Source organism: Clostridium autoethanogenum DSM 10061, assembly GCF_001484725.1.
Classification (GTDB): domain Bacteria; phylum Bacillota; class Clostridia; order Clostridiales; family Clostridiaceae; genus Clostridium_B; species Clostridium_B ljungdahlii.
This window is the reverse complement of record NZ_CP012395.1, coordinates 414,356-436,800: the sequence shown is the minus strand read 5'-3', so window position 1 is coordinate 436,800 and position 22,445 is coordinate 414,356. Positions and strand designations below refer to the sequence as shown.

Genomic DNA, 22,445 nt, shown 5'->3' with positions numbered 1-22,445 from the left:
ATACTTGATAAAAATTATAATATCATAATTTAAGATTTTTATACAATTAACTATAGTTGACAAAAGCAATATTTAAAAATATGATATAGTATATTATAGTATATCACTATGATTTCTACAGAAAAAGTACACTTTGATAGGAGAGGTAATAATGAAAACAGAAATCTATATGGATTATGCAGCCACAACTTTTGTAAAACCAGAAGTAGTAGCAGAAATGCGTCCATATTTTACCGAGTATTTTGGCAATCCATCCTCTATTTATCACATATCTAGAAAAAATAAAATGGCTATAACTGAAGCTAGAGGAAAGATAGCAGATGCCATAAATGCAAATAGAGATGAAATATTTTTTACAAATGGGGGTTCTGAATCTGACAACTGGGCTATAAAGGGAATTGCATCTGCAAATGAAGGTAAAGGAAATCATATAATAACTACAGGTATAGAACATCATGCAGTTATAAATACCTGTAAGTATTTAGAGGAGCATGGTTTTAAAGTAACTTTTCTTCCTGTAAATGAATATGGAATGGTTAATTTAAATGAAATTGAAAAAAGTATAACAGATAATACTATACTTATATCTGTTATGTTTGCAAATAATGAAATAGGTACAATAGAACCTATAAAAGAAATAGGAAGTCTTTGTAGAAAAAAGGGAATATTGTTTCACACGGATGCAGTTCAAGCAGTGGGAAATGTACCGATTGATGTTAAAGCTATGAATATAGATTTATTGTCTATGGCGTCCCATAAATTTTATGGACCTAAAGGTATGGGAGCTCTTTACATAAAAAAGGGAGTTAAGATAGATAGTTTAATTCACGGTGGAGCACAGGAAAGGGGAAGAAGAGCAGGAACGGAAAATATTGCAGGAATAGTTGGAATGGGAAAAGCGATTGAAGTTGCTGTAAAAAATATGGATAGAGAAAGTAATAGATTGATTTATTTAAGAGATAAGTTAATTGAAGGACTTTTAAAAATACCTGGCACTAAACTGAATGGTGATAAAAACAATAGACTTCCAGGTAACATAAATGTAACTTTTAATTCTATAGAGGGTGAGATTTTGGCTATGGCTTTAGATGGAGCTGGAATATGCGTGTCTACTGGAAGTGCTTGTTCAGCAGGGGCAATAGAACCATCTCATGTACTTACAGCTATAGGATTATCAAGAGATGCAGCAAAGGGTTCATTGAGGCTTACTATAGGAGCAAATACTACAGAAGATGAAGTGGACTTTGTTGTAAATGAAATAGGTAATACGGTTTTAAAATTAAGAGAAAATAATAAAAAATGGCAGCAAATAAAAGATTGATTAAAAATACTTTGATTAGAATAGGTGATAAAATGAATAAGAAAGTAGTAGTAGGTATGAGCGGTGGAGTTGATAGTTCCGTTGCAGCATATCTTTTAAAAGAGCAAGGATATGAAGTTATAGGAGTTACAATGCAGGTATGGCAGGATGATAAATATTATGAAGGAATGGAAGGTGGATGCTGTTCTTTAAGTGCTGTAGATGATGCAAGACTTGTAGCGTATAACCTAGGTATTCCATATTATGTTATGAATTTTAGAAATGAGTTTAAAAAATGTGTAATAGATTATTTTATAGATGAATATACAAAGGGAAGAACTCCAAATCCTTGTGTAGCATGTAATAAATACATAAAATTTGATGAACTTTTAAAAAGAGCTATGGATTTAGGGGCAGATTATGTGGCTACAGGACATTATGCTACAGTGGAAAAAGTAAATGATAGATATGTACTTAAAAAGTCAAAGGATAGTAAAAAAGATCAAACCTATGCATTATATAATTTAACCCAGTTTCAACTAGAACATACTTTAATGCCCTGTGGAATTTATAAAAAGGAACAAATAAGAGAAATAGCAAAGAAGATAGGTCTAGCCGTTCACAACAAAAAGGACAGTGAGGAAATATGTTTTATTCCAGATAATGACCATGGTTCCTATATAAAAAGAGTTGCTCCCAATAAGGTAAAAGAAGGAAACTTTGTAGATAAAAGTGGTAAAGTCCTTGGGAAGCATGGGGGAATTACTTACTATACAATAGGACAGAGAAAAGGACTTGGAATAGCATTTGGAATTCCAATGTATGTCATAGACATAAATCCACTTAAAAATGAAGTTGTTCTTGGTGGAGAAAAAGATATTTTTAAAAACAAATTAATTGCAAAGGACTTAAATTTTATGCCTTTTGAAAAATTGGATAAACCTATGAGGATACAGGCAAAGATAAGATATTCAGCTAAGCCTGCTGATGCACTTATAAGTGCTATAGACGAAGACAGGGTTAAGGTTGAGTTTGATGAAAATCAAAGAGCTATTACAAAAGGACAGTCTGTAGTATTTTATGATGGAGATATCCTTGTTGGTGGAGGGGTTATAGACAGCTTATATTAGAGTTTGCAAGTTAAAAATTACTTTATTCTCCGGATATTTTTTACAACCTTCAGCCCGTTAAATATTTTGATAAGTCTAAGCAAAAAATTCTAAAAAAATCTAAGAAGTTTTGAAAACTCGTACCTCAAACAATTCAAAACTTCTAAGATTTTTTACGAATTTTTAACTAAGACTTATGTACAAAATATTTAAATGTGCTTCATTATTGTAAAAATATCTCTGCGAATAAAGTAATTTTTAAGTTTGAAACTATATAGATAAATTAAGAAATGGCAGCTAGAAGAGGATTAGATATTAAATAAGCCAAGCTTTTTTTAATATCTGAATGCCTTCTTTAATTTGTATTTCAGTCAAACCACCAAAACCAAGTAAAATCATAGGAAATTCATCTGATATACATTGATCATAATGAATTGAAGTTGGATAGACTTTTACTTTCATTTTATGAGCAGATTGAATTAATTCACGTTCTGTCATTTCGTTTTTAACTTTTAATAAAATATGGAGTCCTGATTCTGATCCAATGATTTCGACTTTTCCTTTCATATACTTGTCAATTGAAGAAAGAAGCATTTCATGTTTTTTTCGATATAATGTCCTCATCTTATTTATATGCCTTGATAAATATCCTTATTTCATAAATATATAGAGTGTATTTTGATGAAGCCTAGAGACTGTTTGTTTGTATATTTTAAAATGTTCTTGATATTTTAGAATTAATTTGGGGGGTAAAACTAAATAACTAATTCTAATTGAGGGAATTAAAGATTTTGAAAATGTCCCCAAATAAATAACATTTTCACTTCTGTCTAGTCCTTGTAAAGAAGGAACTGGTTTCCCTTTATATCTAAATTCACTATCATAATCATCTTCAATTACATAACCGTTTTTTTCTTCATACCATTTCAATAACTATAATCTTCGAGAAATCGGCATAATCATTTCATAGGGAAATTGATGAGAAGGTGTAACATAAACCACTCTAGCAGAACTTTTCTTTAAATCGTTTATGCAAATACCATCTTTATCTATTGAGATAGGATGAATATCTATGCCCTGGTCTTTAAAAACGGTTCTTACCCTATTGTATCCAGGGTTTTCAGTTACATATGGATAATCTTTGCCTAGCAGCATACCTAGCAATATAATTAAATATTGAGTACCTGCTCCAATAATAATTTGTTCTGGAGTGCATCTAACACTTCTTGATTGAAAAAGATATTTAGATATCTCTCTACGAAGAGATTCCTCTCCTTGAGGTTCACCTACTAATAAGAGACTGCTTTGCTCTGAATATAAACATTTGTTTGTGAATTTTATCCATGTGAAATAATGAAAGTGTTGATCCACAACTTGAGGAGTTTGGAAAGATGGGAAAACAATACTACGATGATTCCGATTTTGTAAGTAGAATGTCAGAAGAGTTAGCGTCTATGTCAGAGGAACTTACAGCCACAACTGGATAGGTAGGTGAAGCTGTACAAAGTATGTCTGAAACAATACAAAAATCATCAGAAAGTGCGAAACTAGTGAAAAGAAAGATAAGTAAAACTACGAAGTCAATAACACAACAGGTGGTTTTAACTGCAAAATATCAATCAGAACTTACTCAAAATATTAATGAAATAGTTAATAAATTTAAGTTATAATCTTTTAATTAAAATCCTGCATAGTATGTTATTCTAGTTCCAAGGGCATAGAATGCTAGTCCAATTAGTGTTGTCATAATTACATATGTATATGCATGTAGTTTATACTTTAGTTGGAAAAGTTTAAAATCCTCGTACATAAAGGAAGAAAAGGTAGTATAGGCTCCCAAAAATCCATCACACAAAAGGATATAGAAGTTTCTAGAAATGTGAGAGCTGCTAAGTATTCCAAGCAGCAAGGCTCCTGTTATATTTATGATAAAAGTTCCTAGGGGAAATAGGGACTTAAATTTTTTATTTACCAAGTTTCCAAGACAAAATCTAGCTAGGCTTCCAATTATGCCGCCAATTCCAACTATTAAAAAGTTCATTTTTACGTCCTCCTGTTATAGTATATTTCAAATGGAATTTCCTTTATTTTTACAATCATTATCCTCTAATTCATTTAAATCAACAGAGTAGTTGAGGTTCAATTTTGAAACTAACTTTATGGAAGTAAATTCTCCAAGATAAGCAAAGGCAAGTCCCAAAATTAAAGAAATACAAATATAGCATACAGCTAACATAAGGTGACTTGAATTTATAAGTGATACAGTTTCTTTGCATAAGGTAGAAAAAGTAGTATAAGCCCCTGCAAATCCCGTACATATTCCTAACTTTATATTTGAAGATACAACTGAAGTATAAACAGCAGCAGTGGTTACGAAGGCTAGAATAAAGGCTCCTGTTATATTTATAAATAAAGTATTTATAGGAATTAAGCTTAAATAGGTACTTACTTTTACATTTTCCAATGCAAATCTTAAAATTGCACCTAAAAAACCACCTATTCCTATGTAAATATATTTTTTCAATTTAATACCTCCTGTGAATTTGACTACAAAAAATGCTCCTACTTTTTAATTAAAGTAGGGGCTATCAGCCATAAGCAATTAAAGGTGAGCTCCATCACCTATAAAATATATTTCTATAATATATTTTTTATTATACTACCTATAATATATTTTTTGCAAATAGAAAATATATAAAAGCGTAACAACGGTTACAGATAATTTATATAGAGTAATGTATCATATTAATTGGGTAAGTTATATTTGTATCTTTTATATAGGGGGGAAAAAGTTTGAAAATACTTATAGTTTGTTCAAAAAAGAGTGGAAAGTTGCCTGAAAATGAATTTTACACAAAAACTGACAGCAGATTTGCAGGTGCAAAATTTATACCACATATAAAAAATTATAAGGAAGCTTGTACTGTATGCGGTAAGAAATGTGTTTGGTGTAGAGGAAAATATGAGTTGAATTTTAAAGAGAGTGTAAGCGAAGTAATTGAACTTCCAGATATATATGAATTATTTGAAGACAATCCATTAAAGTATCTGCCACAAAAATTTAAGAAACATGATGCAGCTGTAATTATAGGAGTACATGAAGATATAATAATTGAATTGCCAAAAATAATAGCCGAAAGTGGTGGAAAAGCTATGATAGTTCCCTGTGAAAGTGGAAGCTGGGTATCAAAATGGACCAGAGAAAAACTTATTGAGGAATGTGAAAAATATAATCTACAGTATGCTTTTCCTAAACCTTTTTGCACATTGAAATATGGAAAATTTCCTCTCATAAATGAATTTATTGATTTCTTTAAAATAGGAAAGCCCAAATTTAGACTTTATGTAAATGATGAAGATGTGATAGAAAAAGCAGAAGTTATAATATCCGCACCTTGTGGAAATGGGTACAATATTGCAAGACATCTTTTAGGAAAAAAGTTAGGAGAGGAAGCAAAGAAATCTGTGGCAAAATTTTGGCACAGTTATCCATGTCTCGGAGATATGCATGTAGATCCAGAACTTGGTGATACTCCTCTTCATATAAGTGGATATACCCACTATGCGGCTCTTGAAAATGCACAAATAATTAGAAATAGCAAAGTTTAAGTAATTACCTCTGATTTTAGAATTAAAACTAAGATCAGAGGTAATTTTATTTAAAATAATTTACCATATATATGATATAATAATACAAAATAGATATTTTTAGTATGAATATATTATTAAGATGTGGTAAATATATAGTTAGTAATTATTTTTAATGGAAAATAATATTTAATATGTATTTTTGTAGATAAAGTGAAATTGAAAAGGAGGTCAGGATATATGTTATCTTATGCTAATAGAGATACTAAAATTGATGAGGGAATTTTATTAAAAAAAGTTAATATTAATGGAAATTTATGTGCAGGGTATGGTGAGATATTTATAAATCAGATTTATCAGAATTGCAGTAATGAAAATATAGAAGGAGTGTACATTTTCCCGCTTCCAGCTGCAGCTATAATATCTGGTTTTGAAGCAGAAATAGGTGGAAGAGCTTTAAAGGCAGTAGTTGAAGAAAAAGATAAGGCACTTCAGATTTATGAAAATGCAAAATTGCGAGGAGACAGCACTTTTTCCCTAGAAGAATTCAGTCCCCACTTATTTAAAATAAGCATAGGAAAAATAATTTCCGGAGAAACTGTTAAAATAAAACTTTCCTACATAGAGGAACTAGATTATAAAGATAGTACATTTAAACTTACAATACCTGCAATTTCACAACCTAAGATAATAAGAAATAGATCTAAAATCGAAGAGCTAAAGGATAACTTGGTAAATAAATTAGGTATAAGAAAAACTAAGGAAGAGAACTTTGAATTTAAAGTAAACATAATAGTGGAATCATTGAGTAAAGTTGATTTTAGGTGTCCCTACCATAATATAAAGGTGGAGAGGGAAGGTGACACAGTAGCTAAAATAAGCTTAGAAGAAAACTATTATTTAACAGATAAAGATTTCATATTGTTTATAAGGGAAAGAGAAACCTTAGAAGCAGATGGAATGATATATGAGTATAAGGAAAATGATGAGGAAAAAGGGATAGTTTATATGAGAATGATTCCTAAACTTGACCCCTATGAAGAAGATATTACAGAACATTATGTATTTTTAATTGATATTTCAGATACGATGAAAGGTGAAAAGTTAGAACAAGCTAAAAATGCACTTCAACTTTGTATAAGAAATCTATCAAAAGGAGATACTTTTGACATGATAGCCCTGGGGAATAAGCTAATTAGTTTTTCTCAAAATGGACCGATAGAGTTTAATGCAGATTCACTAAGAGAAGCATCTAAGTGGATAGATGGTTTAAAAACGGAAAAAGATGCGGATATATTTGGAGGAATAAAATACAGCCTTGAAAATGAAGGATCTGAAAATACTATACTTCTTTTTACAGATGATTCGGTAGAGGATGAGGAAAAAATACTTTCCTATGTGAATGAAAATATTGGAGATAATAGAATATTTACTTTTGGAATAGATTCTTGTGCAAATAATTATTTTTTGAATAAGTTAGCCCATGAAAGTTATGGAAAAGCAGAATTTATAGATATAGGGCAAAGAATTGAAGACGTGATTTTAAGGCAGTTTAATAGAATACAAAGTCCTCAGGTAGATGGTATAGATATAAATTGGGGAAGGTTACAAGTTAACTCTACTTATCCAAGGACTATTGAATATATGTATGATAGGGAACCTTTTTCTATATTTGCAAGTGTTACCGGGGAAGTAGAGGGACGAATAACTTTAAAAGGGTATGTGGATGGAAAAGAATATTTGAGAAGGATAGATATTGATAATTTTAGTACAGAGGAAAATGCCAGCTTACTTAGGAAGGTTTGGGCTAGAAAAAAGATGAAATCTCTAGAAATGAATATGAAAGCACAGAGGGGACAAGAGAAAGAAGAAATGAAAAGAAAGTTAATAGAACTTTCTAAAAAAAGTGGCTTCATAAGTCCTGAAACTACTTTCATATTGATGGAATTAAGAGAAGAACCAGTACTTGGCATTCAGCTTAAAAATATAATTCCAATAAAAGTAAATGAAAGCACTTTAGGTGAAAAAATAGATGAAAATTTAGAAAGTGGTTTTTTGTATAGAAGTTTTACCGGTGATAAAGAAGAGAAAGAATATGACAGTGACAATTCATATTTGGATAAAAAGTATACTAGAGAAAAACTCATACGAATAATAGCTAAAAATCAATTTGCAGACGGGGCTTTTGTGGATTATGAAGATAGTAATCTAGAGGATAAAATAGAAACCACTTCTATGGTAATGCTGGCATTTATAATTGGAAGGGAAAATATAGACATATATACAAATCAACTAAATAAAGCTGCAAATTTCATATGTGACAGTTATGATCAGGTTGATTTTAATGTGAGAGATGATATTTTAGAAATGTCTATTCTGGCACTAAATAATATAAAGAAGAAAAAAATACTAAAGGACAAATATGTTTTAAAAGTTGATCATATAATAGAGAGATTGTGTGAAAGTTTATATCCTAAAGAGGATACAAAGCACATATTAAAGAATTTAATGGACAATTCCTTTAAAAGAAATGTAGCATCTCTTTTTAAATCAAGCGAAGATGGAAAATATATAGAAGAAGAAATAACTATAGTTGAGGAGAGAAATTCCATATTTAATATGGCAAAATTGGCAGTACTTAAGGCACTAAAGAATTAAAAAGAATCATTAGGTGGTATCATATTGATATAATATGCTTTTCATACATTTAAATTTAAGTTGTAGGAGATGGTGTTATTTTGAAAAAAATAAAGTTATTAAAAAGACAACGTATAAATCATATTTTATCAGTAATTTACCACTATCCACTCACTATTGTCGAAGCTCCAATGGGATTTGGCAAAACTACAGCAGTTAGACATTTTCTTGAATCCAAAAAAAGTCCATATTTTTGGATTACATTTTTAAACTCAAATGAAAACACCTCTTTTCTCTGGAGTGATTTTTCAAATGAAATAAGTAAAATTGATGAAGACGCAGGGCAAAAGCTAAAAAGTCTTGGATTTCCTGTTGATGTTCCGCAAATGTCAAAAGTTTTATCAATATTAAATCACATTGACTATGATGAAAAAACAGTTTTTGTTATAGACGACTATCATCTTTCAAAAAAGACTCAGGTAAATAAGCTCCTGAGACAAATTGTTTTAGAAAGATTGGATAACTTTCATATAGTAATTATTACAAGGGATACAACTGAAATAAATTTTACAGAACTTTTTTCAAAAGGACTCTGTCAAGTTATATCACAGCAGCAATTGAAATTTACCTATGAAGAAATTGAAAACTATTGTTTGATGATGAATAAAAATATATCTAGTAGTGATTTAGAAAAAATAGAGGAATATACAGATGGATGGATATCCCTTACATATATGGTTATCTTAGGACTAGAAAAGGGTATTCCTGTAGGTATGAATAATACTATCGAAGACTTAGTTGAAAATACATTATTTGACGCCTATGATGGTTACATTCAGAATTTTTTACTTGAACTTTCCATAATGGATAGTTTTACAGCAAAGCAAGCTTTTTTTGTTACTCATGAGGAAAGAACAGATAAGATACTAAAAAAACTTCGCCAGGAAAATGCTTTTGTTTTTTATGATGAAGTAAATAAAACCTATAAAATTCACAATGTTCTTCTAGATTTCTTAAGAATAAAACAACATTTTAAACCAGCACATATTAAAGAATTGTACAGGCGTCTTGGTTATTGGTATTTAAGTAAAAAGGATTTTATAATTGGTTATGGTTATTTAAATCGTGCAGGAGATGTGGAAAAGATTCTTTCAGATTTTAACAATCCTCATAATGTTCGTAATGAACTTACAGAATTTGAAGGCTCTTTTGAAATGTTTAATAGCTTGCCAGAAGAATTACTGTATAAATACCCTGTTGCATATTTGCAGCATATTTTCCTTTCTATTTTAAAAGGAAATGATGAAATAGTTGAAGACTGTGCGCAAAGGTTGGACAGGCTTCAACAGTTTTATAGTGAAATAGAAGTTATAAATGATAATTACAGAAATCACATTATAGCAGAAATATTAATTGTAAAAAAATTTACTGTATTTAACCATGCGGAAGAAATGATTGTTAACAACCATAAAATTATAGAACTTTTAAATGGGAAACAATCTTATATAATGCTTAGGGAAAATGAATATACTTTTGGGTCCCCTCATTTGATTTACATTTATTTTAGGGAACAAGGTACATTAAAAGAAATTTTATACACCATCACAAAAAAGTTTTCGTTACATGCAAAGATTGCAAATGGATGCGGAACTGGCTGTGAGTATGTGGGACTTGCAGAGTATGCCCTTGAAACAGGTGATTTTAAGTCTGTTGAACTAAATAGTTTTAAGGCTATCTATAAAGCTAAAACAAAAGAACAAACCAGCCTTATAATATGTGCCAATTTTAATCTTATGAGGCTTTATGCATTTCAAGGAAAAATAGATGAAAGTATCAGAATATTGAATAATCTAGAGGAAGAAGTCAATGAACTGAATAATCCTATATATAATACAACAATGGATTTGTGCAGAGGATACATATATGGGTGTATTGGTTACCCTGAAAAAATTCCTTATTGGCTTCAGGTAGGTGATATGACTGATGGTGATTTTTTTTATCAGGGCATGGCCTTTAATTATATAGTTTATGGAAAAGCTGTGATGCTAACTAAAAACTATGTAAAGCTTGAAATGCTTACTGAAAGTTTTGAAGAATATTTTTCTATATTCAGTAACCAACTAGGGTTTATACATAATTCTATTTTTAAGGCCGTGGCAAAATATAATCTCTATGGTATGGAGAAAGGTGTATCCGAACTTCAAGAAGCACTGTCCAAAGCGCGACAGGATTATATCATAGCACCATTTGTAGAAAATGCCCTATATATCATTAGTATGCTTGAAACGATATTAAATAACAATTCAAGAGATGAATACATAAATAAGACGACTGTTTTAAGCAGGCAATATATTGAAAATTTGCAAAACAGCAGCGAAAATAAGATAAACTTATCACAAAGGGAGTTAGAAGTTCTATCACTTACAGCAAAGGGTCTAAAAAGAACTCAAGTTGCATGTAAATTGGGTATATCTGAAAGTACTGCAAAAACTCATCTACAAAATATATATAAAAAACTTCAAGTTAGTGGAAAATTTGAAGCAGTAAAAATTGCACGAATGTATGGAATAATTTGAATACTTATATATTAAAAAAGTAAAATTTACATAAATAGTAATATTAAAAAATACTTCAGAAAATATATCTGGAGTATTTTTCTTAATATTATATTAAATTTGTTTATAAATTATTGATATTTATAAAATATAAATATATAATTGACATTATGTATTCATGTATTTATGAAATATTTAAAGTTTAAAGTGTTTAAATTTTAAACCTTTCTTATATTATGTAGGGTAGTAAAGGAGAATTTTAATGAACTGTGCAAAAGATAAATTATTACTTATTGAAGATGTAAAAAAAGACTTATATGATTTTGTTATTATAAGTAGATCTATAATGAATGAAATAAATTATGAAGAAAAACTTTCTATTTCGCAGTTGTTTCTTTTATATCTACTTGAAGAAAGTGAATCCTACAAAGTTAGTGAACTTGCTGAAAAACTTGGAATAACTCCCTCAGCTGTTACAAACTTAAGCAATAAGTTAGTTGAAAGCCAATTTATAAATAGATTTAGACCAGAAGACAACAGGCGGGTAGTTATGATATCTTTAACAGATAAAGGAAAGCAATTCTTAAAAAAAATAGGTGAAGTAAAATCTAGATTTTTGGCAGAAGCACTTTCGGAGTTGAATAATGATGATTTAAAAAATATGAATTTAAGCTTTTTAAAATTGAATTATGCTCTCCAAAAGTATAAAAATAGAAAATAATAGATTGCTATATTGTTATAAAGGAGGAAAAAAATGAATTTAACTGAACTATCTGTAAAAAAGCCAGCAGCAATAACAATGGTTATATTATTTTTGCTAGGGCTTGGTATATTTGGATATACACATCTTGGTGCAGACCTTATGCCTTCAATGGATATACCAGTAATTTCTATATCCACTACTTATTCTGGTGCCAGTTCCGAAGACATAAGAAAGGATGTTGTAAAACCTATGGAGGATGCAGTTGCAGGTATAAGCGGCATCGATAGAATTAATTCTACAGCTAGAGAAGGAATGGGACAAACTACTATAATATTTAAGTCCAGCGCAAATATGAATACAGCCTTTCTAGATGTACAAAAAGCTGTAGATAATGCACAAGGTAAACTTCCTAAAAATGCAGATAAACCTATTTTATTTAAGTTAGATACAGGTGCAATGTCTGCGTTAATGCTATCCGTATCTGGAAACCTATCTTATGATGAACTTTACAATGAGGCAAATACTATAACTGAGGCTCTAAAAAAAGTTCAAGGGGTAGGAAATGTATCTCTTGAAGGAATACAAAAAAAGCAGTTGATAATAAAATTAAATAAATCCGCTATAGAATTTTATGGTATAAATTTAAATACTTTAACTTCTAAACTGCAGTCAGATAATATAAATATGCCTGCAGGCCAGATAAAGCAGGACAAATTAAATCAATCTGTGAGGGTTATAAGTAAATTTGAAAGTGTAGATGAAGTAAAAAATTTGCTCATACCTACTTCAGGAAACAGTACTGTCCGTCTAGGAGATATAGCAGATGTAAATTTGGAATATCCTGAACAAGATCAACGTATTAGAATGAATGGAAAAAATACTATAGGAATAAGTATACAAAAGCAAAGTGATGCAAATGTAGTTGAAGTTGTAAACAATGTTAAAAAGGAAATTGCTGGGTTAAAAAAAGATATGCCATCTAATATTAGATTGGATACAGCATATGACAGTACTACGTTTATAAATTCTTCTATTTCTCAAATAAAGCATACTTTAATAGAGGGTGTAATAACAACTGCTCTAGTTTTACTAATATTCTTAAAAAGCTGGAGATCTTCACTTGTAATACTTGTAGCTATACCAACATCTCTTATATCAACTTTCTTTATGATGTATGTTATGAAATTTACTATGAATATAATGTCTCTTATGGGATTATCTCTTTGTGTAGGTACCCTTGTAGATGACTCAATTGTTGTACTAGATAATATACAGCGGCATCTGGCTATGAAAAAGGATCCACAATCTGCAGCTATAGATGGACGTAAAGAAATAGGACTTGCATCTATTGCCATAACCCTTTGTGATGTAGTTGTATATCTTCCTGTTTGCTTTATGACAGGTATGGTAGGAACTTACTTTAGGGAGTTCGGACTTACTATAGTTTTTGCCTCGTTATTTTCCTTATTTGTAGCATTTACTATAACTCCTATGCTGTCATCAAGACTTCTTAAAACAGAAGAAAATAGACAAGCAAAATCAGGCATGTTAAAAAGTAAATTTAAACAAAGCATATTTTATAGAATACTTAATGGAATTTCAAGTTCTATGGATAGCATAACAGCTAACTATAAAAGATTTCTCATATGGTGCTTGGATCATAGAAAAAGGGTACTTGCTCTCGGTGCAGTTGTATTAGTAGCGACTATTGCATTGATACCTATAGGTGCTATAGGAACAGAACTTATGCCAACTACAGATGAAAGTAATTTTAGTATAAGTATGAGTTTTGATTCTGGAACTAGTTTAAATGAAATGGATAAGAAAGTTAAACAAGTAGAAAATTATTTACATAGTGTATCTGAAGTTAGTACATATTATTCTATGGTAGGATCTAGCAGTGACAGTGTAATGATGGATAGTTCTTCGAATTCTGCAAGTATGTATGTAACTCTTTATCCTAAAAATGATAGAAAAAGATCTCAAACTGAAGTGGCAAAACAAGTTAGAAAATGGGGAAATGCAAATCTAGCTGGAACAGATTTTTCTGTGAGTGAATCCGAAGCTGGAGGATCAGGTTCAAGTAAGCCTATATCCATTGAAATATTAGGAGATAATACGGATACTGTAACTGAAATATCAAATAAAGTAGAGCAAATAGTAAAAGGTATTTCTGGAATTACAGATGTAGATAACTCTACAAATGCAAGTCAAAGCGAGCTTAGAGTTAAAATAGACAAGTTAGCAGCAGCACAGTATGGTGTATCCATATCAGATATATCATCTACACTTAGGACAGCAATTCAAGGTTCTTCTGCTGGGACATATAGTACTAGTGATGATGATTATGATATAAAAGTGAAATTTCACGATGGTGACATAAAAACTCCTTCGGATATAAGTGGAATAAAAGTGCTAAATCAATCTGGACAATCTATACCAATAAGTGAAGTTGCATCTATAGTAAGAACTAATAGTCCCCAATCTATATCAAGAAAGGATAGGCAGGATGTAGCTACAATTTCTGCAAATATTGAAGGAAGGTCTCTTGGAACTATAAGTCAGCAGATAAATGAAAAATTGAAGTCACTATCTGTACCAGAAGGTTATAAAATTCAATTTGGTGGGGATCAGAAGAGTATGGGAGACAGTTTTACTTCTCTTGGAGAAGCGCTGGGAGTATCATTAATACTTATTTACATGATACTTGTTGTACTTTACGAATCCTTCTTAACACCATTTATAAGAATGTTATCACTGCCTTGTGCACTCGTTGGAGCTTTTGGAATACTTGCTATTACAGGCAAAACTTTAAATATGATGTCCTTAATAGGACTTATAATGCTTGATGGATTAGCTTCTAAAAATGGTACTCTATTGATTGATTATACTAATACTCTCATAAAACGTGGATATAGTTTAAGGGAAGCATTAATTGAATCTGGTGAAAGAAGATTAAGGCCTATAATGATGACTTCTTTAACTATGATTGTGGGTATGCTGCCAGCAGCTTTATCTATAGGTGAAGGTAGTGAATTGAAATCAAGTATGGCTGTCTTAGTTATTGGAGGAATGATTGCATCAACTATTTTTACTCCTATAATATTACCTATAATTTACTTGATGATGGACAATTTGAAAAATCGTATATTTAAAAAAAGAAAAAAACAGCCAGAAATGCAGGAGGTGTAATTTATGAAATTTAACGTTTTAAAATCCAAAAAAAATATTGTGAAGATAGTAGTTGTTTTATTAGTAGTTTTAATGGTAGCTGCTATAGCCCATAACGTAATTAAAAATAAAAAAGTAGAGTCACAAAATAAAATTCAAAATGTAAATGTTGCTGAAGCAAAACTAGATTCTTTGACAACAACTGTAGATTATTCGGGAAAGTTAAATTCAGATAAAGATGTGTCTATATCTCCTAAAACACCAGGCAAAGTTCAGGCTTTAAACGTAAAGGTAGGTAGTACTGTAAAAGCTGGAGATATACTTTTTACTCTTGATTCAACTTCACTGCAGGCACAGCTTCAGCAGCAGCAGGCAAGTATACAATCTGCAGCGGCAAATTTGGATAAAACCAAAAGTTCTGGAGTTGAACAGCAGATTGTACAGCAGCAGCAGGCATTAAATACAGCACAGATAAATTATAATGATGCCGAAAATAATTATAATAGGGAGCAGAGTTTATATTCTGCTGGAGCTGCACCAAAACAGGATTTAGACAATGCTACTACAAAATTAGAAAATGCAGAAGCTTCGCTTTCTGCGGCACAACAAAACTTAGATTTGACCAGGCAAAAAGTCGGACCTGAATCGGTGGAAGTAGCTCAGGCTCAGGTAAACCAAGCACAAGCTGGACTAAAATCAATTCAAAGTCAAATTGATGATAATGTAATAAAATCACCTATTTCTGGTGTTGTATCTGCTGTAAATATACACCAAGGAGAAATTACTTCAGGTTCTCAGGCATCCGTAACCATAGTAGATTCAAGTTCAATTATGGCTGAAGTAAATGTACCAGATACTATGCTTTCAAAAATTAAAGTTGGACAGTCTATACCTGTAACAATTCCTTCTCTTTCAGATAAAAAATTGACAGGAACTGTAGATACTATAACACCTAATGCAGACAGCAAAACTCAACAATATCTGATTAAAGTAAGAATACCTAATTCAGATGCAAGCTTAACATCAGGAATGTATTCAAAGGTGTCCTTTCCTGACCAGGTTAAAAATAATGTAATGACGGTACCTAATGAAACTATAAAAGTTGAAAATGGAGTTTCATATTTGTTTGTAGTAAGAAGCAATAAAGTAAAGAAAGTAGCTGTAACTACAGGACTTTCAAATGATAAAGTTACTGAAATAACATCTTCTAACATAGAATCTGGAGATAGGATAATAACTTCAGGACAAACATTCTTAAATGACGGAGATAAAGTTAAAGTACTTAATTAATAAAAAAAGGACTAACATGCTAATTTACTAGTATGTTAGTCCTTTAATTACATCTCTATATTTTTAAACATAGAGATTCCCTTTGAACATATAACTTTATACAGTATAAAATTTGCTGCTATTATTACGAAAAGTCCCAGGACAGCTACTTCATTTAGGTAGCTGTAAAAATTAATCATTGAAAATATTAATATACCTGTGACTATAAAGCTAATTATAGTATTTATAAAGGTATTGAAATTTTGTTTTACAGCTTTTACTTCGTTATCCCAGTGCAGTTTTGGAAATTTCAAATCAATTAAAATTCCAGTCATGGAGGTAAGCAGTATTCCTATAAAACTAACTAAAAGTGAAATAACTGAGAAGTATATAGGCAGTTTTACAAGTAAAGTCAATCCTATTAAGACTAAAAATATGCTTGCAATTCCAACAAGAACACCAGAAATCACTTTTGCCATAATCTGAGTACTGTAGGAAACTGGTAAGTATTTTTTTACAAATATGTTTTCTCCCTCCCTTGATATGGCTGTGGAAGTTATGGAATTGGAAGCTCCCAAAATTAATCCTGCAGCTAGAGATACTACGATACAAATCATTGTAGTAGTTGAGGTTACCTTAATATTCACTAGAACATTTAATTTGTGAAAAGAGTCCGGTTGAACTAAAAATGGTATAAAAAGTACAATAGGTATTATAATATTTGCTAAAATGCAATTCATAAAATACACAGGTGTTCTGAAAATAGATTTCATTTCCTGAAGTAGTAGAGCTTTAAATTTAGAATTTTTAGAGGAAGTTTTATTTAATTTTGAATAATCCAGTTCTCTTCTCTTTGCAGAAATTTCACTGCCGCCTTGAGCACCTTTAAAATACAAATATTGACCAAGTACTGAAAATAGTGAAATTACAAGAATATTTAACACTATAAATAAAATTAAGTTTTCAAATCCCTTAAAGCTTGAACTATATACTAGAGAACTTGCAGACAATGTACTCCCTGGAAAAAACTTATTTGAAAGAGATACTAAAGAATTATTTCCTTCATTTATCATCTTAAATATGTTTTCATAATTTTGGGAGGATACAGTCATTTTTTGAAGTACTATATTTAAACCTATTGCAAATAACATTGCAAAAATTCCACCTAAAATTTTTAAAATATCACGATGCTTACCTATATTTGTAAAACTCATTATTACCATATTCAAAATTGAAGCTGCAGCTATAGGTATAATAGGTACTATTAAAAATAGTACTGCACTGTATATAAAATAAAGCGGATTATAACTTCCTTTATATCCATAGATTAGCAAAATGGGAAGTAGTATAAAAATTTCAGTAAGATATTCATATATGAGTATTACAGTGAACTTGGAAAGTAGAATTTCCCAAGGCTTTAAGGGTAGTGGCAGAAGAAGGTCTATATCTTTTGAAAAATATAGTACATTTATAGAATAAAATATGGCAAAAAAGAATATAAATACACTTGTAAAAGATATACCAAGAGATAAAATTAAGCCTTGCTGACCTATTTTGTAGAGGTAGTCATAAGCTGACGATATAAAAAGAGAAAATAGTTTTATAGTAGGTAAGAGGGCTAGTAAAATAATTATCCAGAGGGCTGCTTTTTTAATATTACTATTTTTTTTCATACTTGCAGAATTACTTCCGTTTTTTAACAATACTTTAGTTAAAACTATATAATTATTCATTGCCAGTCATCTCCAAGAAAATATTTTCTAGGCTTTCATTTTCATTGAACTTATTTTTTAACTCTTGAAAAGTTCCGGAAAATGAGAGGGAGCCTTTATTTATAACTGCAAGTCTATCACATAATTTTTCTGCCACTTCTAAAACATGAGTTGAAAAAAATACGGTGTTTCCTGCACTTGCATGTTCTTTCATCATTTCTTTTAATGTATATGAGGATTTAGGATCAAGTCCTGTCATAGGTTCGTCTAATATCCAAACACTTGGATTGTGGATTAGAGCACCTATAATTATTATTTTTTGCCTCATGCCGTGGGAATAGCTTTGAATTTGGTCTCCTAAAGCATTTGATATCTCAAACCTCTTGGATAAATTTTTAATTTTAGCTGTTCTTTCTTCAGATTTCACTCCATATATATCTGCCATGAAATTTAAGTATTCTATACCTTTAAGTCTTAAGAACATATCTGGGCTGTCAGGTACAAAACCAAATTGATATTTGGCCTCTATTGGTTTTTCATTTATATCTATGTTGTTTATTCTTACACTTCCACTATCTGCTTTTATTATTCCTGTCATCATTTTTATAGTGGTAGTTTTTCCAGCACCATTTGGACCTATAAATCCAAATATTTCTCCATCGGGTATACTTAGATTTAGATTGTTTACTGCTTTTGAAGATGAATTGTAGCTTTTGTTTACCCCTAATAATTCGATCATAATTTCCCTCCAATTATATTTTAAATATAGAGTTTTCAACTGAAATTTAAACTTATACTATATTGTAGAAATATGTTTGCACATAAGCCAACTTTCAAAATAGAAAACCTGTAGTATAGTGGTATATTAGTATTATATTTAATAATTTACTTAAAAGCAATTGGAGGACAATCTATATCTGCTTGAAATCAAATAATAGTTGGCTATACTCCAATAATTGGAATCAAAATATTATTGGGAGAAACAGAATAAAATATGCTCCATTTTATGGTACAATGAACATGAAGTGCAGGAGTATGGCATTAGTAAATTGTGTACATATTTAATTAGTTAGAAAGGAAAATGAAGAATCAGATGGAAATGAGCGATAAAAGAAATAAATATACAGCGTTACTTAATGAAAATAGTTTTAAGTTAGAAAGGATACTTGAAAGTATTATTGTTGGAATGTTAACAGGTCTTATAATATCTTTTTTGAGATTTTTAGTGGATAAATCAGGATATCTTTTAGTGAATACTTATAAGACAATCGGTTTAAAGCATTGGCTAATTCCAGTTTGGATTATATTTTTAATTACAATAGGTTATATAATTGGTTTGATTGCAAAAAAGAATGTTGCAATTAGGGGAAGTGGTATTCCACAAGTTGAAGGTGTATTACTTGAAAAGCTTCATATGACATGGTGGAAAGTAATATTGGGGAAATTTGTAGGGAGTTTTCTTGCTATTGGGACAGGTCTTTCACTTGGCATAGAAGGACCTTCTGTTCAATTAGGTGCAGCAGTTGGGCAAGGCTTTTCAAAAATTTTAAAAAGAATAAAAATAGAAGAAAAATATCTTATTGTAAGTGGTACTAGTGCTGGAATCGCTGCTGCCTTCAATGCTCCACTGGCTGGAACGATGTTCGCACTAGAGGAGATTTCAAAAAAACTGTCGCCTACAATTTTGATTTCAGCATTTTCTGCTGCAGTAGCTTCAAATTTTATTTCCTATCAATTTTTTGGTTTTAAGCCTGTTTTTGATTTTAGAAATGTACCCAGGTTGCCATTAAATTGTTATTTATTTATTATTGTACTTGGGATTATTATAGGTGTTTTAGGAGTTGGTTTTAATAGAGCGTTAGTAAAAGCACAAAATATATTTTCTATGCAAAAATGGATTCCTATACAGTTCAGACCAATGTTTTGTTTAGCAATATCAATCTTTATAGGTTTTTTACTGCCTCAGATTTTAGGAGAAGGAAATATGCTTATAATGTCTCTTGCAAAAGGTAATATTGCAATAAAAATGCTTGTGATTTTACTTGTTTGTAAATTTATGTTTTCAATGATATGTTGTGGTTCAGGAACTCCAGGAGGAATATTTCTACCATTATTTACTGTAGGAGCTTTAATAGGAGCTATATATGGAAGTGCTGCTACTTACTTATTTCATATTAATAGTTCTTACATTGGAATCTTTATAATTCTTGCTATGGCAGGATATTTTTCTTCAGTTATAAGGGCGCCTATGAGTGGCAGTATACTTGTTGTAGAAATGACAGGATCTTTTAGCAATCTTTTACCTATTGCTATTATTTCAGTAATTTCTTATTTGACTGCTTATATATTAAAGTCTAAACCAATATATGAAACTTTACTGGAAAAACTTTTAATTAATTAGGTGATGCTTATGGAAAACTATATAAAATTTATAGCTAAGGCCTGGAAAGATTTTATAGAAGAAGGATATTTAAATAGTGCAGTACGGCCTGAAATCGCTGAATCCTGGCAAAGGTGCAAAAATTACGAGGTAGATCCTTTAAATGGTAGAGGAAATAGTATTCTTACAGGCAGCAGTATTGCCTATCGACTGGAACAAAATGAAGATCTAATTTCTATTGCAAAACCTGTAGTAAAAAGCCTATATGATATTGTAGCAGGGTCTGGATTTGTAATTATGCTAGTGGATAAAGAAGGATATGTCATAGAATCATTGGGGGATAGTAAAATACTGAAAAGGGCAGATAAATTGAAATTTGTAGTAGGTTCTCTCTGGACAGAAAGAGAAGTGGGAACTAATGCTATAGGTACTGCACTGTATTTGGACAAGCCAATACAAACTATTGGAGCAGAACACTATGGTGTAAAACAGCATTCATGGACATGTTCTGCAGCACCTATTCACAATGAAGATGGGGATGTAGTAGGGTGTATTAATATGTCAGGAAATTATTATGATGCACATTTGCATACTTTGGGTATTGTTACAGTAGCAGCTCACGCTATAGAAACTCAGTTTGACCTTACTATTTCAAATAAACTTATGAATACCACTTTTGACTCGGTAACAGAAGGTATGATTGTACTTGATAACAAATTAAATATAAAGAAGATAAATGACAAGGCATTAAATATTCTAAATATGAAAAGTGAAAAAGCAATAAAGTTAAATATTACAAGTATTATACATAATGTGGATTTTAAAAATATACTAAATGGCAGGGCAGATAATTGTAATGATATAGAATGTGATTTTTATGTGGAAGGCAGTAGAATCAAATGCCTTATAAGTGTATTGGCAATGAAAGTGAAAAATAAAATAATGGGAATAGTTATAACTTTTAGAGAATGCAAATATTATCACAAACTTGTTAAAAAAGTTATGGGATATACTGCTTCCTATAATTTTGACCATATAGTTACTGCTAATTCTAAAATGAAAGAAATAATAAAATTTGCTAAAAAAGCAGCAAGAAGTGAATGCAATATTTTAATAGAAGGGGAAAGTGGCACTGGAAAAGAACTCTTAGCTCAATCTATTCACAATTATAGTGAAAGATGTGAAGGCCCTTTTGTAGCTATAAATTGTAGTTCTATACCTAGAGAACTTGTAGAAAGTGAGCTTTTTGGTTATGAAAAAGGAGCTTTTACGGGAGCTTTAAAGCAAGGAAAGCCTGGAAAGTTTGAATTAGCAGATGGAGGAACTATTTTTTTGGATGAAGTAGGAGAGCTTCCTCTTGATATACAGTCAAAGCTTTTAAGGGTTCTTGATAATAATAAAATTACAAGAGTTGGAGGAACTTATGAAAAACAGCTAAATGTAAGGATAATAGGAGCTACAAACAGGGTGCTCAAGGATGAAATTAAAAAGAAAAATTTCAGAAGTGACCTTTATTATAGATTGAGTGTGATGAATATAAAAACTGTCCCACTTAGGGAAAGAAAAGAAGATATAGAGCTTTTAATTAAATATTTTATGGAAGAATTGAATTCTAAAAGTTTGTGTAAGAAGAAAGTAGTGGAAAAAGCATACATAGAAAAGATTAAAGCTTATGATTGGCCTGGAAATGTTAGAGAACTTAGAAATGTAATAGAGAGGGATTACTATTTAAGTGAGGATAAGATGGCCCCTTTGGATTATTTAGAAAAAGAAGTTTATGAAAAAAATGTCTCCTCTGATCCAGTAAATATTAGTGTGCTTCCAATGGATGTTTTAGAAAAAGAAAACATTGAAAATGCACTTAAAAAGTGTAAGGGAAATATATTAAAAGCTGCAAAATCTTTAAATATCAGTAGATCTACCATGTATAGAAAAATGAAAAAGTATGGAATAAAAAGTGTGTCAAAATGACCAGAAAAGAGTAAGATTCTCAAAATAGGACACTAAGTATGTGTCATAAT

General features: G+C 30.5%; 16 protein-coding genes and 1 riboswitch. Of the genes, 10 read left to right on the top strand and 6 right to left on the bottom strand.

Annotation, left to right across the window (positions count from 1 at the left end):
- Positions 1–151: 151 nt before the first annotated feature.
- Positions 152–1,321, top strand: a complete 1,170-nt coding sequence (gene nifS, locus CLAU_RS01885; protein WP_013238987.1) for a cysteine desulfurase NifS — start codon at positions 152–154, stop codon at positions 1,319–1,321.
- A gap of 32 nt (positions 1,322–1,353) precedes the next feature.
- Positions 1,354–2,430: a tRNA 2-thiouridine(34) synthase MnmA gene (gene mnmA / locus CLAU_RS01880; protein WP_013238986.1), complete on the top strand. Its 1,077-nt coding sequence runs from the start codon at positions 1,354–1,356 to the stop codon at positions 2,428–2,430.
- A gap of 294 nt (positions 2,431–2,724) precedes the next feature.
- On the opposite strand, the gene CLAU_RS21030 is transcribed toward mnmA, so the two are convergent.
- The 4 genes from CLAU_RS21030 to crcB (CLAU_RS01865) form a co-directional block, all read right to left on the bottom strand.
- Positions 2,725–2,976 carry a hypothetical protein gene (locus CLAU_RS21030; RefSeq protein WP_242834145.1) on the bottom strand — a complete coding sequence of 84 codons (252 nt, stop codon included), beginning with the start codon at positions 2,974–2,976 and terminating at the stop codon, positions 2,725–2,727.
- A 366-nt stretch (positions 2,977–3,342) separates the two neighbouring features.
- The gene (locus CLAU_RS21025) at positions 3,343–3,780 is read right to left on the bottom strand and encodes an aminotransferase class I/II-fold pyridoxal phosphate-dependent enzyme (RefSeq protein WP_023161817.1); all 438 of its coding nucleotides are present in this window, start codon (positions 3,778–3,780) and stop codon (positions 3,343–3,345) included.
- 307 nt (positions 3,781–4,087) lie between these two features.
- On the bottom strand, positions 4,088–4,450 hold the full coding sequence (crcB, locus tag CLAU_RS01870) for a fluoride efflux transporter CrcB (RefSeq protein WP_013238982.1): 363 nt from the start codon (positions 4,448–4,450) through the stop codon (positions 4,088–4,090).
- 27 nt (positions 4,451–4,477) lie between these two features.
- The gene (gene crcB, locus CLAU_RS01865) at positions 4,478–4,933 is read right to left on the bottom strand and encodes a fluoride efflux transporter CrcB (protein WP_013238981.1); all 456 of its coding nucleotides are present in this window, start codon (positions 4,931–4,933) and stop codon (positions 4,478–4,480) included.
- Positions 4,934–4,981: 48 nt separating this feature from the next.
- Positions 4,982–5,041: riboswitch (Fluoride riboswitch) on the bottom strand.
- Between the two features lie 161 nt (positions 5,042–5,202).
- Between crcB (CLAU_RS01865) and CLAU_RS01860 the strand changes: the two genes are divergently transcribed.
- From CLAU_RS01860 to CLAU_RS01835, 6 genes are all read left to right on the top strand, one after another.
- A complete protein-coding gene (locus CLAU_RS01860; protein ID WP_013238980.1) occupies positions 5,203–6,018 on the top strand; it encodes a DUF166 domain-containing protein in 816 nt (271 codons plus the stop codon).
- 219 nt (positions 6,019–6,237) lie between these two features.
- Positions 6,238–8,655, top strand: coding sequence for a VIT and vWA domain-containing protein (locus tag CLAU_RS01855; RefSeq protein ID WP_013238979.1), 2,418 nt, complete (start codon positions 6,238–6,240; stop codon positions 8,653–8,655).
- Positions 8,656–8,735: 80 nt separating this feature from the next.
- Positions 8,736–11,210, top strand: coding sequence for a LuxR C-terminal-related transcriptional regulator (locus CLAU_RS01850; RefSeq protein ID WP_023161815.1), 2,475 nt, complete (start codon positions 8,736–8,738; stop codon positions 11,208–11,210).
- A 241-nt stretch (positions 11,211–11,451) separates the two neighbouring features.
- Positions 11,452–11,910: a MarR family transcriptional regulator gene (locus tag CLAU_RS01845; RefSeq protein ID WP_023161814.1), complete on the top strand. Its 459-nt coding sequence runs from the start codon at positions 11,452–11,454 to the stop codon at positions 11,908–11,910.
- Positions 11,911–11,943: 33 nt separating this feature from the next.
- A complete protein-coding gene (locus CLAU_RS01840; RefSeq protein WP_013238976.1) occupies positions 11,944–15,084 on the top strand; it encodes an efflux RND transporter permease subunit in 3,141 nt (1,046 codons plus the stop codon).
- Positions 15,085–15,087: 3 nt separating this feature from the next.
- The gene (locus CLAU_RS01835) at positions 15,088–16,353 is read left to right on the top strand and encodes an efflux RND transporter periplasmic adaptor subunit (protein WP_013238975.1); all 1,266 of its coding nucleotides are present in this window, start codon (positions 15,088–15,090) and stop codon (positions 16,351–16,353) included.
- 47 nt (positions 16,354–16,400) lie between these two features.
- On the opposite strand, the gene CLAU_RS01830 is transcribed toward CLAU_RS01835, so the two are convergent.
- Positions 16,401–18,065 carry a putative ABC transporter permease subunit gene (locus CLAU_RS01830; RefSeq protein ID WP_023161811.1) on the bottom strand — a complete coding sequence of 555 codons (1,665 nt, stop codon included), beginning with the start codon at positions 18,063–18,065 and terminating at the stop codon, positions 16,401–16,403.
- Positions 18,058–18,783, bottom strand: a complete 726-nt coding sequence (locus CLAU_RS01825; protein WP_013238973.1) for an ABC transporter ATP-binding protein — start codon at positions 18,781–18,783, stop codon at positions 18,058–18,060. Before CLAU_RS01825 ends, CLAU_RS01830 begins: the two co-directional genes overlap by 8 nt.
- A gap of 342 nt (positions 18,784–19,125) precedes the next feature.
- Between CLAU_RS01825 and CLAU_RS01820 the strand changes: the two genes are divergently transcribed.
- Together CLAU_RS01820 and CLAU_RS01815 are read left to right on the top strand one after the other, a co-directional pair.
- Positions 19,126–20,445 (top strand): ClC family H(+)/Cl(-) exchange transporter, encoded by a 1,320-nt coding sequence (locus tag CLAU_RS01820; RefSeq protein WP_242825674.1) that lies wholly within the window; start codon positions 19,126–19,128, stop codon positions 20,443–20,445.
- Between the two features lie 9 nt (positions 20,446–20,454).
- On the top strand, positions 20,455–22,395 hold the full coding sequence (locus tag CLAU_RS01815; RefSeq protein ID WP_013238971.1) for a sigma-54-dependent Fis family transcriptional regulator: 1,941 nt from the start codon (positions 20,455–20,457) through the stop codon (positions 22,393–22,395).
- Positions 22,396–22,445 lie beyond the last annotated feature (50 nt).